Here is a 14,590-nt window from a genome sequence, read left to right as displayed (position 1 = left end):
GCGTGAACCGCACTGCCTGCAGCAGTATAATGTAAGAAAATAACAGGCGGAAAGTGGTGACGATGATGCGGAGAATTATTCTTGTGCGTCACGGTGTGAGCGAATGGAATCTGTTGAACTTGTTTACAGGTTGGGTTGATGTCGATCTGAGCGAGCAGGGGGTCCTGGAAGCGAAAGAAGCTGGACGAAAGCTGAAGGAAGCCGGCATCGAACTTGATATGGCCTTCACGTCAGTTTTGAAACGGGCGATCAGAACCTGTCACATCATTCTGGAGGAAACCGACCAATTGTGGATACCGGAAGTCAAAAGTTGGCGCCTCAACGAACGCCATTATGGCGATCTGCAGGGCCTGAACAAACAGCAGACAGCAGAAAAATACGGCGAGGAGCAGGTCCATAAATGGCGTCGATCCTACAACACATTGCCGCCGTTGATGGATCCGAACAACCCGTTGTCGCCGGCAAATGACCGCCGTTATGCCAATCTCCAAAAACGTGTCATTCCGATGGGCGAGAACCTCGAGACAACCCTGGAACGCGTCATCCCATTCTGGGAAGATCAGATTGCGCCGGCTATCCTGGACCGAAAAACGGTGCTGGTGGCGGCCCACGGGAATTCCTTGCGGGCGCTGATCAAATACTTCGAAGAAATACCTGATGAAGAGATCATGGCTTTGGAGATACCTACCGGACAGCCGCTGGTCTATGAACTGCAGGATGACTTGACGATTATCAGAAAATATTATCTGTGAAAAAAGATGAGGCCCGGAACAGGATAATCCGGGCCTCATCTTTTTGCGTCATTTTTCTTCAGCCAGCAAACGGAAGTTGAAACGGACGTCGCTGCTGGTTCCGTCCTGCAGGTAGGATCTTTCCACAAATGTCACCCAATCGGAATGGTCGATGAGGATCAGTGTCGTGGAGCGGGTGCCGTAGCGTTCCGTCTGGATGAAATTGGCGGAGACAGCGCGAAGGATAGGTAACGGCAGCGGCAGGTCGGGCAGTTGGTCATCGGGAGCCGGTGTCAGATCCGCCATGATGCGGAAGATGGACTCTTCATCCAGCGCTGCTGATCTGGTCAGTGCGGCCATTGCCGCTTTCGTGCGGGTGACTTTCGGCCAGGGCGTATCGAGCGTGGCATTGCTGACGGCATGGCTGCCTGTCGGAAGGACGCTGCAACCGTCCAGGATGTTGTTGTAGTGATGGAGCCGGTCGCTCGAGCCGACGATCAGATTGAAGCCGTTGTAGTCGCTGCGCTGTTGCCTGATCCGTTCCAGATAGTCCGCAGGCCCCATGCTGCCGGTCAGGTAATCCATCACGAGGTTGCCGCGGGACAGTTTTTTATCGGACTCCTGATCGGTCGTCAGATAACTATTGGTGACGGCGGCGATCCGGCCTTGTTTGGTGATCCCCAGCCAAGTGCCATGGTCGCGCAAGTCTTTGCCGGCCAACAGATCGGGATGCTCCGGCCAGAAGTGTGCAGGCAAGGATGGCCGGTCATATTGCTCATCCCGATTGGCCACGAGGATCAATTTGTATGACGCGTGTTGACTGAGCTGCATCGAAATCAGGCACATAGCTATTCCCCCATTAAGATGTTGTTCTTTTGTTAAGTATAGCATGCGCAACATCCAAATCTGAAATGAAGAAACCCCGCGGAGGAAGGTCCGACTGAATGCTGCTCGACTGCCTATCCCAAATTTCAAAACCCGCCGTATTTACGTTATAATATGAATGAAAGCAACGCCGCCCAGCCAACCGGAAATGCAACGACAGGATAAACACTATTCGAAGGGATTGTTGAGGATGCTGAAAGATAGAAAAAAATATTGGACAGTCTTGCTGATCAGTCTTTTTCTGGCAAGCTGCAACCAAGCGCAGGAAACAAATGAAGAAGAAAATTCCTCTCAAGAAACCGCACAGAACAGTTCGCCAGCCAGCACCGCAAGCAGCGACACAGCAGAAGCGTCGGATGGATCCACAGAAGTCGGCGATCGCCTGGGCAAACTCTCAAAAAGCTACATCGACATCATGGAGAGCGGCACATACTATATGGCTTTCCGCTCCACGGCTACAATCGAAGGCGAAGTGATGGAATCCGAAACGATGATGAGCGTTTCGGGCGACAGGACCGCGATGCATTCCAAATCCGCCGATACCGACACCGCCATGGTGATGATGGACGGCAATATCTACATGGTCGATCACGTCAGCAAAACGGTGATCGTGATGCCTCAGACGACGACTGAAGGGGAAGAATCCCTGCCGGAAATTCCGGAAGCGAGTGAGCCGGTCGAAGTGGATGGCATCGAATACGTCGGCAGCGGCGAGGAGGACGGGCTGGTGTACGAGGAATACCGCACGGGGAGCGGCACGCAGATCTTCTACTATTTTGACGGCTCCGACCTGAAGAAAATCAAGACGATCGATGAAGCGTTCGAATCGGTCATGGAAATCCTTGAATTGTCCGGCAATGTGTCGGAGGATGCGTTCATCATCCCGGCGGATTATCAGCAAGTGACTTACTGATTGCAATAACTGGCTCTCCGTAGGGAAGGAAGTGGAGGGATGTGACTTCTTTACTGGAACAAGCGGACAGTTACGTGTTGGCGGCAGTGCTTATCCTCTGCATCTGGGGGCTGTCGAAGGCGACGGATATTCTGGTTGATGAGGCGATTTCTATTTCCTTGGAATCGGGAATATCCGAGTTGGTGATCGGGGCCACGATCGTTTCCTTGGGAACTTCTCTGCCGGAGTTGGCGGTTTCGGTTTTGTCCGCTTTCAAGGGGGCCAGCATCGTTGCGCTGGGGAACATCATCGGTTCCACAATCGTGAACACAAGCTTTATCCTCGGCATCGGTGCCCTTTACGGCAGTATTCCCGTCAACCGGAAGACGGCAAATAAACATACGGTGCTGGCCGGCCTCTCCCTGTTTTTGATACTGTCCTCACTGCCTGTTTTCTACTCGGATGGGCAAGGCAGGATTCCACAGTGGCTCGGCGTTCTCTTTTTGTTTTTGAGCCCTTTGTATTTTATTTGGATGCTGCGGGAAGGGAAACAGCAGAATCCGGATATCGATGCCATTGCGTCCGATCAGGAAAAAGGCAAGCCGCTGCTGATCAAACTCTTGAAACTGTTAGCCAGCGCGGGATTTGTGATTGCGAGTGCTTCGGTTATGGTGACGACGGTTGAAATCGGGGCTGTCCGGATCGGCATTCCCGACTCGATCATCGCCTCGACGGTTGTGGCGTTCGGGACCGGATTGCCGGAAATCAGCACGACCATCGTTTCCGTAAAAAAAGGCTATGGCGCTTTGGCGATGGGGAACATTATGGGTTCAAACTTGTTGAATACGTTGCTTATTCTCGGTACGGCAATCAGCCTTACTCCGGGCGGCATCGTCGTCAGCCAGGATTTCTATCGGGTCCATTTTCCGGCTTTGTCCATTCTGTTGGCGGTTTTGGGTTACTTTTCCTACAACAACAAACGCGATGTCATCAGCAGAAAGGAAGGCCGCATCTTGGTCGTGTTCTATCTCGTTTATCTGATCTGGAACTACTTTTTTTGATAAACAAAAAGGTCCGCGACCCTGACGGGAATCACGGACCTTTTTTGCTGTTATTGTTCTGTATCGTTTTCGTGTCCCGTGACCTCACGGGCTAAGTCCACAGTCGCGAAATCCTTGACAGGAGTGGAGCCGTTCACTAACACCGGCTCCTCCTCGGCCAGCTCGAACGGCCCAGCCACATCTCCGAAGTGACGGTTGTAGCGCTGTTTGAATTTCTCAAGCACGTGTTCAAGCAGAATCTTCAGCATCGCGAACAGCGGAACGCCCAAAATCATCCCGATAAAGCCGAGCAGATTGCCCATGATCAGCAAAACGATAATGATCGTCAGCGGGTGCATCTTCAAGTTCCGGCCCATGATGCTCGGTTCTATGATGTTGCCTTGGATGAACTGCGCCAAGGCCCAGACGACGGCCATTTTCAGGAGCATGGCCGGGGAGGTGAAGGCCGCGACGAACAAAGCCGGGATGACCCCGATGGTGGCGCCGATGAAAGGGATGACCGCCGTCAAGGTAGCGATCAAGGCAAGGACGAAGGCGTAATCCAAGCCGATGCTCAGATAGCCGACTATCAGCAAAGCACCAAGACTCAAGGCGACGAGCACTTGGCCTTGGACATAGGAACCGACCTGAAGCGACATCTGTCGGGATATCTTTTCGATATCAGCGCGGAAAACAGGCGGGATGTTCTTCATGACAAAAGGTTTGAATTTCCCCTGATCCTTCAGCATGAAGAAAAGGATGACCGGGAAAGTGACCGTCACGACGACTACGCTGGAAATGGTGGAAAAGATGGCCATGATTTTTTCGCTCGAGTTGCCGACCCAGGCCAGAATCATTTCAGGGATACTGCCCACTGTGCTGTCCAACCAACTTTGCGCCTGGTCGTAATAGTCCTTGAAAGTGCTGTTCGCGAGCAGTCTGTCGAAAAAGGCGTTCATCTGTTCGATATAGCTGGGAAATTCATTGACTAGATTGGTGAGCTGACCGGACAAAATCGGAACCAACAGGCCGACCCCATAGACTAGCATCAGAATGAAGAGGACAAAGACGAGTGCTGTCGCCATTCCCCGATTGATTCCTCGCCTTTCCAGAAAAGTCACCATCGGATTGAAAACATAATAGAAGACAATTGCTAAAATGACCGGCGCAACGATGGTCGAAAAAATGACCTGCAGCGGTTTGAAGATGAAAGAGATGGTATCCATCGTGAAGATGAGCACGCCGGTCAGGATCAGGATGGACAGGATAAAGAGGATTGTTTTGCCGCCCAAAAAAGCGATGAGGCGCGTATCTTCGGGGATGGTTATTTTCGTTTCTTTTTTTTGCATAAAGCTTCCTTTCTTATGCCGTCATCGGAGCGGATCCGTCCAGCGGCATACTGGTTTTCTGGTTTAAGTTTACCAGAGTTGCGCTTGAATGCCATACTGCCAAGGTCGTATTTCAGCAAAATTCTGTCGTCCGATTGCAAACGATGGAAAGAATTATGATAGAATTACAGAACGAGAGCAGCATTAGGAGGAGAAACCATATGAAATACAGCATCTATACGCGCACCGGCGACAAAGGCAACACGCGCATCGGGGGCGGCAAGGCACTCCGGAAAAATGCCGGAAGGATCGAAGCGTTCGGCGCGCTCGATGGCCTGAACTCATGGTTCGGGCTGGTACTGACGAAGAATGATTGCGGCGAAGATATCCAGCAGGACCTGGCGCTCATCCAACAATTCCTGTTCGATTGTTCCTCGGATCTGTCGATTCCGAAAGGCCACCGCGAATACAAAATCGCGCAGGAGCACATCGAGTGGCTAGAGCAGAAAATCGATGGCTACAGCGAAGAGCCGGAGGAGACCCAGTACTTCATCATACCGGGCGGAACGGAACTGGCCAGCTGGTTCCACATTTTGCGGACAACGACCCGGGATGCGGAACGCCGGATCGTCACCTTCATGGAGGAGGAACCGGATGAAGTGAATCCGTTCGTGCTGAAGTTCATCAACCGCCTTTCAGACTACCTGTTTGTCGTGGCCCGGGTCGCGAATGCCCGCAAAGGCGTTCCCGATGTGCCGTACGAGCGCAGCGAAAAAGTCTTCCGCATTTCCGGGGAAAAGGACAGTTCCAAGGAATAGCTGAAATCGCGGGCTCCTCCGGTGAGGAGCGCTTTCGCCGGAGAAGAGGGCACAAGCAAAAATGTCACATCCGGTCAGCGCGGCTTCGCCGGAGTTCGGATGTATGAAAATCAATCACCTCCGGCCACCGGGATACCGCCGGAGCTGAGCGCCCCCCAAGGAACCTCTGCTCCGGCAGCCCAAAACCAAAACCAAACCCAAAACCAAAACCAAACCCAAAACCAAAACGCCCAAGGAACCCGGCAGCTGATTGCCGGGTTCCTTGGGCGTTTTAGCATTTTTTACATTGAGAGTCAGTGCAATACTTTCGGCAAAGCTTCGATGAGATCCGAAGCCATCAGACTGTACTCGGATTTTTCCCGGGCCGCAACATCGCCTGCCAACCCGTGGATGTAGACGCCCAGTTTTGCCGCCTCGGAAGGGGTCAAGCCTTGCGCCAGCAAGCCGGCGATGATGCCGGTCAGGGCATCGCCCGAACCGCCAGTCGCCATCCCGTTGTTGCCGGACGCGTTGATGTAGCGCTCGTACTGATGGGCCACGACAGTCCGGGCATCCTTCAGGACGAAAGTCAGCTCCGAACCGGCCGTGCAGAAATCGGCGGTCCCCAGGAGATCCGCTTTTATTGCCGACAGGTCCTGATCCAAAAGACGGGCCATTTCCTTCAGATGAGGGGTGAGGATGCTTCCCGCCGGAACAGTCTGGGCCACTTCGCTGATGCGGGCACGGGAATCGTTCCCTGCCAAAGATGCTTCATTGAACCGGTCGGAAAGGATATTCAGGGCATCGGCATCGATGATCAGAGGGATCTGGCTGTTTTCGAGGACCAGATCGACCACCGTGCGGGCTGCTTCGGATTTCCCGATTCCGGGTCCGATCACGATCGCATCGGCTCCGGAAACCGCAGTGATGATTTTCAGGCGTTCGCTTTCTTCATTGAATCCGTCCGTCCGGTAAGTCGTCAGGATGGCTTCGGGCAGCTGCATCTGCAGGACGGCGCGGTTCTCCTCCGGCGTGACGATCTGGACCAGACCTGCGCCTGTGCGGTAGGCGGCTTTTGCCGCCAGGAAGGCAGCCCCGCTCATGTTTGCGGAGCCGGCGATGATCACGACCCGGCCGTAAGTGCCTTTGTTCGAATAGGCCGCGCGTTTCGGCAGCGAAAAAAGATCGCTCTCTTCATAGAACAGCACATTCGAAGAAATGGAATCGATGGCGCTCGGCGGGAAGCCGATATCGCTGACGATCAGTTTTCCGGTATGCAGCGAGCCGGGATAAAGCAGCTGGCCGATTTTCTCGATCCCGAAAGTGATGGTCACATCCGCCCGGACAGCGGTGCCCAGCACTTGTCCGTTGTCGGCGGAAATACCGGATGGGATATCGACGGCAAAGACATAGCCGTGGAATTCGTTCATGCGTTGGATCGTCTCCGCGTATTTCCCTTCCGCCGGTCTGTCCAAGCCGATGCCGAAAATCGCATCGACCAGGACGGTGTAGCCTTTGAAGTTGATTTCGCTGACATCATCCCAGACGACCATCTCCAAATTTTCGATGATGTCGAGTTGTTTTTGGGACTCGACGGACAATTTGTCGCGCCCGCCGATCAGAAAAACATCCACCTGGAAGCCGTGATTCAGCAGAATGCGGGCTGCCGCCATGCCGTCGCCGCCGTTGTTGCCGGAACCGCAGACCACCAGGATGATGTCCTCGGGTGAGATGCGTTCCTCCATTGCCGCGACTACCTGATTGGCCGCATTTTCCATCAGCACCATGGCTGGGATGCCGATCTCCTCGATCGTAAAGGCGTCGATTTTCTTCATCTGTTGGCTGTTGACAAGTTTTTTCATTTGATTATTCCTCCTGAGGGTTGGTGGATGTCATTCCGTGTTCACATCTGACATTATAGCATTCTTGACGCGGGAAAGAATACGGAAAACCTGATGGAACTCTGTGCAAGGAGGCGTGCTAACGAGTTCCGTAACATGCCTGGGCCGTTTTGCGCAATCATATTCTGAAAACTTAGGGAAAACAGTCATTCACTTTTTATAAGCAATGTGATAATCTTATCAAGGAACTCGAATAAGGGAGGAATGTAGGATGATCGAGCTGATTGCAACAGCCGAGTCAGTCGCGCAAGCCAAGGAATTAGTGGATTGCGGAATTAACATAATTTATATAGGTGAGGATGAGTACGGACTGCGTTTGCCGTATTCCTTCTCCAGGGAGGAACAGCGTGAAATCATCGCCTATGCGCACGAAAATGGCGCGCAAGTCAGCGCGTCCGTGAATGCGATCTTCCACAACGATCGGATCAACCAAGTGGCCGAATATTTGGCTTTCCTGCGTGAAGCGGAAGTCGACAGCATTACGCTGGGCGACCCTGGCGTCGTGCAAGTGATGCGGGAACAGGATTTGTTCATCCCGTACCGTTATGATGCGCAAGTCATGGTGACCTCAAGCGGACAGATCAATTTTTGGGCAAAACGGGGCGCGGTCGGTGCCGTCTTGGCCCGCGAAGTGCCGTTCGAGGAGATGAAGAAATTGATCCCGGGCGCGTTGGTGCCGGTTGAAGTGCTGGTGTACGGCGCCACTTGCATCCACCAATCGAAACGTAACCTGCTGGAAAATTACTTCAATTTCATCGAGAAAGAGGAAGCAGTGAACAAAGAGCGCGGGCTGTTCATTTCGGAGCCGAAAAAAGTGGATTCCCATTATTCCATCTATCAGGACCGCAACGGGACGCACATCTTCGCCAACAACGACCTTGATCTGATGCCGCATCTGGGCGAACTGACGGCTATCGGCGTCTCGCAATGGATGCTGGACGGGTTGTTCACCCCGGGCGAAAATTTTGTCGCAATCGCGAAACTGTTCGTTGCGGCGCGTGAAGCCCTTGCGGAAGGAACATGGACCGCGGAATTGGCGGAACGCTTGGATGCCGAACTGCACGCTTTGCATCCCGCCAACCGTGAGCTGGATGCCGGGTTCTATTCCAAGGACCCGAACGAAGTCGTCTGATGCTTTGATACCGAAAGAAAGAGAGTGTACACACATATGCGAACAATAACAAAGAAGCCCGAGGTCTTGGCCCCGGGCGGAACATTGGAAAAATTGAAGACAGCCATCCACTACGGAGCTGACGCCGTCTACATCGGCGGAGAAGCGTATGGTTTGCGCAGCCGCGCAGGCAACTTCGACTTTGAGGAGATGGCGGAAGCGGTCGCTTTTGCCCACAGCCATGGTTCGAAAGTCTATGTCGCTGCCAATATGGTCACCCATGAAGGCAACGAGGAAGGCGCCGGCGAATTCTTCCGCACGATCCGCGACATCGGCATCGATGCGGTCCTGATTTCTGATCCCGCGCTGATGGAAATCGCCGTGACGGATGCGCCGGGTCTGCCAATCCATTTGTCGACCCAAGCTTCTGCGACCAATTATAAGACCCTGAACTTCTGGGCGAGCGAAGGCTTGGAGCGTGTCGTATTGGCCCGTGAAGTGTCGATGGCGGAAATCCAGGAAATGAACGAGAAGACCGATGTCGAAATCGAAGCCTTCGTCCACGGGGCGATGTGCATCTCCTACTCGGGCCGTTGTGTCCTTTCCAACCACATGTCGAACCGCGACGCCAACCGCGGAGGCTGCGCGCAGTCTTGCCGTTGGAAATACGGTCTGTTCGATATGCCGTTGTTGGGGCAACAGAACCCTGTAGGTGCCGGTGAAGAGGGCATCGAAGAAAAATTCTCCATGAGTGCCGTCGATCTGTCGATGCTGGAGCACCTGCCCGACCTGATCGAGAGCGGCGTCGACAGCCTGAAGATCGAAGGACGCATGAAATCGATCCACTATGTGTCGACCGTCGTCAACGTCTACCGCAAAGCTGTGGATGCCTACTGCGCCGATCCCGATCATTACGAACTGAAGCAGGAATGGGTGGATGAATTGTGGAAAGTCGCGCAGCGCGAATTGGCGACCGGCTTCTTCTACAAAGATCCGACAGAGGATGAGCAACTCTTCGGTCAGCGCCGCAAAATTCCGCGCTACGGCTTCATCGGCCAAGTGCTGGATTATGATCCGGAAACGCAGATGGCGACGATCCAGCAGCGCAACAATTTTGGCGTCGGCGACGAAATCGAATTCTACGGACCGGGCCTGCGCCACAACAAGAAGACTGTGGAAGCCATGTGGAATGAAGACGATGAAGCCATCGATCGGGCCCCGAACGCCATGATGATCGTGAAGATGAAAGTTCCCTTCGCCATCGAACGCTTCGACATGATCCGCAAAAAGAAATAGAAAAGCGGAACGGGTTCGTTCAGCCCTGAAAGAAATTTAGGAAATCGGTCCGACTGAGCATCGTAGAGCGCAATAGGACCGATTTATCTAATTTCCGAAGGGCTAACCCGTGAAGCTAGCCATCATTATTGCTTGTATGAAACTTTTTTAATAGAAAAGCGGAAGACCTAAAATTTGCTTTTTTCAGGTTTGCCGTTTATAGTGATAAAGAACTGAATAGAAGTTTTTCCGTGAGGGAGTAACTAGCAGCCAGGCTGCGGCAATGCCAACAATAAGTAGGTCCGAGAGGGCCTTCTGGTGTTGCCTTAAATAGTGAGACTTACGCCTACCGTTTCTTGAGGGACGGTAGCGCGTAGGTCTCTTTTTTGTTACCCTGTTGCGGAGGAAAACGGGGGTGAGAGCGGCTGAAACGTGATGCACGGATAGGAAAAATGATTATACGATGAATGAGGAAAATAGAGAATACACATTAGGGGGCTTAAGATGGAAAACGAAAGAATCAGCACAAAGACGATGGAAGCAAAACAGAACGGGGGCCATCCGCACAAGAACAAACCGGAGCGAACGTCTTTGGCGGCATACCAGAAGAGCCTGGAGACGATTTTTGCCGAAACAGGAAGCACGAGGGCAGGGCTGGATGAACGGTCCGTCGAATCCAGACAGGCAGAGCATGGGTTCAACGAACTGGAGAGCAAAGACCGGGATTCCGTCCTGAAGCTGTTTGTCGAGACATTCAAGGATGCCATGGTCATGGTATTAGTGGCGGTAGCCGCAATTCAGATGGTCATGGGGCATGCAGCGGAATCTTTGATCATTTTCGCTGTCCTGATGATCAATGCGATCGTCAGCGTCATCCAGACCCGGAAAGCGGAAGGGTCGCTGGACGCCCTGAAGAGCCTGTCCGCTCCGATGGCAAAAGTAAGGAGGGGCGGCGCAAGGTTGACCGTTCCGGCAAGGGAGTTGGTCGTCGGGGACATTGTCAGCCTGGATGCCGGAGATTATGTCCCGGCGGATGGCCGCCTGATCGAAGCCGGCTCGCTCAAGGTGGATGAAGGGATGCTGACCGGGGAGTCCATCCCGGCGGACAAGGAAGTCAAGGATATCGACGGCGCAGTCCCGGTAGGCGATCGCGCCAATATGCTCCACAGCGGGACGCTGGCGGTATACGGGCGGGGCGAGTTCATCGTGACGGGCATCGCCAACGAAACCGAAATCGGGAAAGTGGCGAACCTGTTGGAAAATGCGCTGGCCAAGCAAACGCCATTGCAGAAGAATCTGGAGCAGTTCAGCAAAAAATTGGGTGTCGGCATTTTGGGGCTTTCCGGCCTCATCTTCGGTATCCAGCTCGTCCGCATGATGGGGGAAGGCGCAACCGACATGGGCGCAGGCATGCTGAGCGCCTTCATGTTTGCGGTAGCCGTGGCTGTTGCCGCCATCCCGGAAGCCCTGCAGTCGATCGTGACGATCGTCCTTTCGATCGGGACGAAAAAGATGGCGAAGCAAAATGCGATCATCCGCAAATTGCCCGCAGTCGAAACGCTGGGATCGACCAGCATCATCGCCACCGACAAGACGGGCACTTTGACCCAGAACAAGATGACGATCGTCGACCACTATTTGGCGAACGGCCAATCCGGCACCTTCAACGATCAGCCGGGGACGTGGACCTTCGATGAGCAAAGACTGATGCAGATCGCGGTATTGACCAACGATGCCAGCATCAGCAAGGATGGGCAGGGGTTGGGGGATCCCACGGAAGTTGCCATGGTAGCCTTCAGCAACAAAATGAACCAGCCCTTCGGCGAATTGCGGGAAGCCTACGCCCGCGAAGCGGAGTTGCCTTTCGATTCGGAACGGAAGCTGATGTCAACGGTCCATACGATCGATGGCGAACGGCTGCTTCTGACCAAGGGCGGCCCGGACGTCGTATTCGGCCGCAGCAGCAAAATACTGATGGCCGGCGAAGTGTTGCCGTTGACGAAGGAACGCTTGGCAAAAATCAAAGAACAGAACGAACATTTCTCGGATCAGGCATTGCGGGTGTTGGCTTTCGCCTACAGACCGATCGAGGAAAACGAGGCCCTCGACTTCCAAGCGGAGCATGACCTGATCCTGGTCGGCCTCCTGGCGATGATCGATCCGCCGCGCGAAGCGGTGTACGGCGCGGTCGCGGAAGCGAAGAAGGCCGGCATCAAGACGGTGATGATCACGGGCGACCACAAGACGACAGCCCGCGCCATCGCCCGCGATATCGGCATAGCTGCCGAGGATGATCTCGCTTTGACCGGCCAAGAATTGGATAACTTGAGCGACCGTGAATTGGCTGGCATTCTGGAGCGGGTGTCGGTATATGCCAGGGTGTCTCCCGAGAACAAAATCAGGATCGTCCGCGCATGGCAGAGCAAAGGCCATGTCACCGCGATGACGGGCGATGGGGTGAATGATGCGCCGGCCTTGAAGCAGGCGGACATCGGAATCGCCATGGGCAGCGGTACGGACGTCGCGAAAGAGGCGGCCGCGATGGTGCTGGCCGATGACAATTTTGTTTCCATCGTCAGCGCGGTCGGGGTCGGCCGGAACGTCTATGACAACATCAAGAAAGCGGTCGCCTATCTCTTCTCGGGCAACCTGGGGGCGATCATCGCAATCATTGCGGCGCTGCTGATGGACTGGGTGAATCCGTTCACCGCCCTGCAGCTGCTGTTCATCAACTTGGTCAATGATTCGATTCCCGCGATTGCTTTGGGGATGGAGAAAGGCGAGCCCGATGTGATGTCCCGCAAACCGAGGGACCCGAACGAGGGCATCTTCTCCGGCGATACGCTCATCTCGGTCATCTACCGCGGGGTGCTGATCGGGGCAGCCGTGATCCTTTCGCAATTCATCGGGCGCGGCTATTCGGCGGAGATGAGCGTGGCCATGGCTTTCTCCACCTTGATCATCGCGCGCACCTTGCAGACATTCCCGGCCCGATCGAATTCCCAGACGGCCATCGGAGCGGGGTTCTTTGCGAATAAATACGTCCTCTATGCCGTAGCCTTCTGCAGCATACTGTACGCAGTGACATTGCTTCCTGCGGTTCGCGGCATCTTCTCGATACCTGCCGACTTCGGCTTGGCGCAGTTCGGCATGGCGGCAGGCTTGGCCTTGACCGCGGTCGCATTGATGGAAGCAACGAAACTGATCCTCAAACGCGCAAGGAAATGACAGCCTTTGGGCAACAAAAAAACGTCCTGGAATCCAAGTTCCAAGACGTTTTTTTGCGATTTGGGGTGCCGTCAAGAAAAGAGCCGTTCTTTCGGCTGCGCCGGCACTTTGAACAGCAGGGCGATCACGAAGGCGATGATCGTGAACAAGAAAAGCACAAGATAGAGGTAGTTCAGCCCGATGTTGTCGATGATAGGCCCAGCCATCAATTGGAAGAAGATGGTGCCGACGTTCCGGGAGAGCATAGCGACGACCGCTGTTCCTGTAGCGATCAGTTTCCGGTTCAGCAAAGTAGAGACCATCTTGATGTTCAGCATGATGAAGGTCCCCGAAGCGAAAAACTTGGTGAGGACGGTCGCTATCGAAAGGACCAAAAAGTCATGGGACAGGAAATTGATCAGGTATTCAGTCCCGGACAAGAACAGGACGCCCAAAAGGAGCTGTTTATTCGTGAAATGGTCCATGAAGCGATGCGATAATCCCATCGCGATGACTTCCGCAAAAAGCGCCACGGTCAAGGTTGTGCTGACGATTGCGACCGGGGCGCCGGTATCGGTCAAAAGCAGCGGCAGATAACTGGTGTTGATCATGTTCGTGCCGAAAATGATGAACGCCAAAAGCAGGTAGGTAATGAAAAGTTTGTTCTGGAAAATGTTCTTGATCGTGTTGCCCCCGGCTGCCTCGTCCTTCTTTCCGGATGCAGGCTGCGGGGAAGCAGCCGGTTCGGCAGGCTGGGGCAACAGATACAGGAACACGATACTCAAAAGGTACAGGACAAGATACAGCACGAAAATGGATTTCGGCGACAAGAAATCATAGATGATGCCGGCAATCTGTTGGCCGCCCGCATAACCCACCGTCCCCCAGAGCCGGATCTGGCCGAACCGGTAAGGGCTGTTGGCCGCGAGCACATCGAAAAGAGGTCCAAGTCCCAACGTGATGGCGTTCGCCAAGCCGTAGACGATCCCGAAAAGCCAATTGTCTGTGAAAAAAAACAGCCCGCAGCTGATGACGGATGAAACCAGGACATAGATGGTCACGGTTTTGCGCGTTCCCCATTTTTCATTCGAATAGCCGATCATGCCTTGGATGATCAGGGCGATTATGTTTGAAAGGATGAGGATGAATGAAATTTCCGACCCGGTTTTCCCCAGACCACGCATGTAGACGGTGATCAACGAAGATAGGGCCGCCATAGCCATAAAGTAGAAGATGAATAATATCACGTATTGCTGATACAGGCGTTCCTTAAAATACCCCATCGCTTTGCATTCCCCCAATAAGTTCACTAGTATACAATATTCTAGCACAAGTCGGGGGAATAAAGCGCCACCTTCCTGAAATTGAAAACGGACTTCGCAAAACTCGCGCCGATCTTTCCTGAAAATGTAAAAAGCATTCG

The 14,590-nt window shown here is 53.7% G+C and carries 11 protein-coding genes; 7 read left to right on the top strand and 4 right to left on the bottom strand.

Annotated elements, in window-relative coordinates:
• Positions 1–65 precede the first annotated feature (65 nt).
• Positions 66–752: a 2,3-diphosphoglycerate-dependent phosphoglycerate mutase gene (gene gpmA / locus BMX58_RS11200; RefSeq protein ID WP_068624419.1), complete on the top strand. Its 687-nt coding sequence runs from the start codon at positions 66–68 to the stop codon at positions 750–752.
• A gap of 48 nt (positions 753–800) precedes the next feature.
• Here gpmA and BMX58_RS11195 read toward each other — a convergent pair whose 3' ends face one another.
• Positions 801–1,577: an NRDE family protein gene (locus BMX58_RS11195; RefSeq protein WP_068624385.1), complete on the bottom strand. Its 777-nt coding sequence runs from the start codon at positions 1,575–1,577 to the stop codon at positions 801–803.
• Positions 1,578–1,806: 229 nt separating this feature from the next.
• Here BMX58_RS11195 and BMX58_RS11190 point away from each other — a divergent pair, with 229 nt between their 5' ends.
• Together BMX58_RS11190 and BMX58_RS11185 are read left to right on the top strand one after the other, a co-directional pair.
• Positions 1,807–2,529: a hypothetical protein gene (locus tag BMX58_RS11190; RefSeq protein ID WP_068624383.1), complete on the top strand. Its 723-nt coding sequence runs from the start codon at positions 1,807–1,809 to the stop codon at positions 2,527–2,529.
• Positions 2,530–2,570: 41 nt separating this feature from the next.
• The gene (locus BMX58_RS11185; protein ID WP_068624381.1) at positions 2,571–3,569 is read left to right on the top strand and encodes a sodium:calcium antiporter; all 999 of its coding nucleotides are present in this window, start codon (positions 2,571–2,573) and stop codon (positions 3,567–3,569) included.
• A gap of 50 nt (positions 3,570–3,619) precedes the next feature.
• On the opposite strand, the gene BMX58_RS11180 is transcribed toward BMX58_RS11185, so the two are convergent.
• Positions 3,620–4,897, bottom strand: a complete 1,278-nt coding sequence (locus BMX58_RS11180) for an AI-2E family transporter (RefSeq protein ID WP_068624378.1) — start codon at positions 4,895–4,897, stop codon at positions 3,620–3,622.
• Positions 4,898–5,097: 200 nt separating this feature from the next.
• Between BMX58_RS11180 and BMX58_RS11175 the strand changes: the two genes are divergently transcribed.
• A complete protein-coding gene (locus BMX58_RS11175; protein ID WP_068624376.1) occupies positions 5,098–5,694 on the top strand; it encodes a cob(I)yrinic acid a,c-diamide adenosyltransferase in 597 nt (198 codons plus the stop codon).
• Positions 5,695–5,987: 293 nt separating this feature from the next.
• Here BMX58_RS11175 and BMX58_RS11170 read toward each other — a convergent pair whose 3' ends face one another.
• Positions 5,988–7,535, bottom strand: coding sequence for an NAD(P)H-hydrate dehydratase (locus tag BMX58_RS11170; protein ID WP_068624373.1), 1,548 nt, complete (start codon positions 7,533–7,535; stop codon positions 5,988–5,990).
• Between the two features lie 250 nt (positions 7,536–7,785).
• Between BMX58_RS11170 and BMX58_RS11165 the strand changes: the two genes are divergently transcribed.
• From BMX58_RS11165 to BMX58_RS11155, 3 genes are all read left to right on the top strand, one after another.
• Positions 7,786–8,706, top strand: a complete 921-nt coding sequence (locus BMX58_RS11165; protein ID WP_068624371.1) for a peptidase U32 family protein — start codon at positions 7,786–7,788, stop codon at positions 8,704–8,706.
• 36 nt (positions 8,707–8,742) lie between these two features.
• Positions 8,743–9,981: a peptidase U32 family protein gene (locus tag BMX58_RS11160; RefSeq protein WP_068624369.1), complete on the top strand. Its 1,239-nt coding sequence runs from the start codon at positions 8,743–8,745 to the stop codon at positions 9,979–9,981.
• A gap of 513 nt (positions 9,982–10,494) precedes the next feature.
• Positions 10,495–13,188 carry a cation-translocating P-type ATPase gene (locus tag BMX58_RS11155; protein WP_084254008.1) on the top strand — a complete coding sequence of 898 codons (2,694 nt, stop codon included), beginning with the start codon at positions 10,495–10,497 and terminating at the stop codon, positions 13,186–13,188.
• A gap of 71 nt (positions 13,189–13,259) precedes the next feature.
• Here the strand turns inward: BMX58_RS11155 and BMX58_RS11150 are convergent, their stop codons facing one another.
• Positions 13,260–14,450 carry an MFS transporter gene (locus tag BMX58_RS11150; RefSeq protein ID WP_068624367.1) on the bottom strand — a complete coding sequence of 397 codons (1,191 nt, stop codon included), beginning with the start codon at positions 14,448–14,450 and terminating at the stop codon, positions 13,260–13,262.
• Positions 14,451–14,590: the final 140 nt, after the last annotated feature.

It is taken from the genome of Trichococcus ilyis (genome assembly GCF_900109135.1).
GTDB lineage: Bacteria > Bacillota > Bacilli > Lactobacillales > Aerococcaceae > Trichococcus > Trichococcus ilyis.
This window is presented reverse-complemented; position numbering and strand designations above follow the sequence as displayed.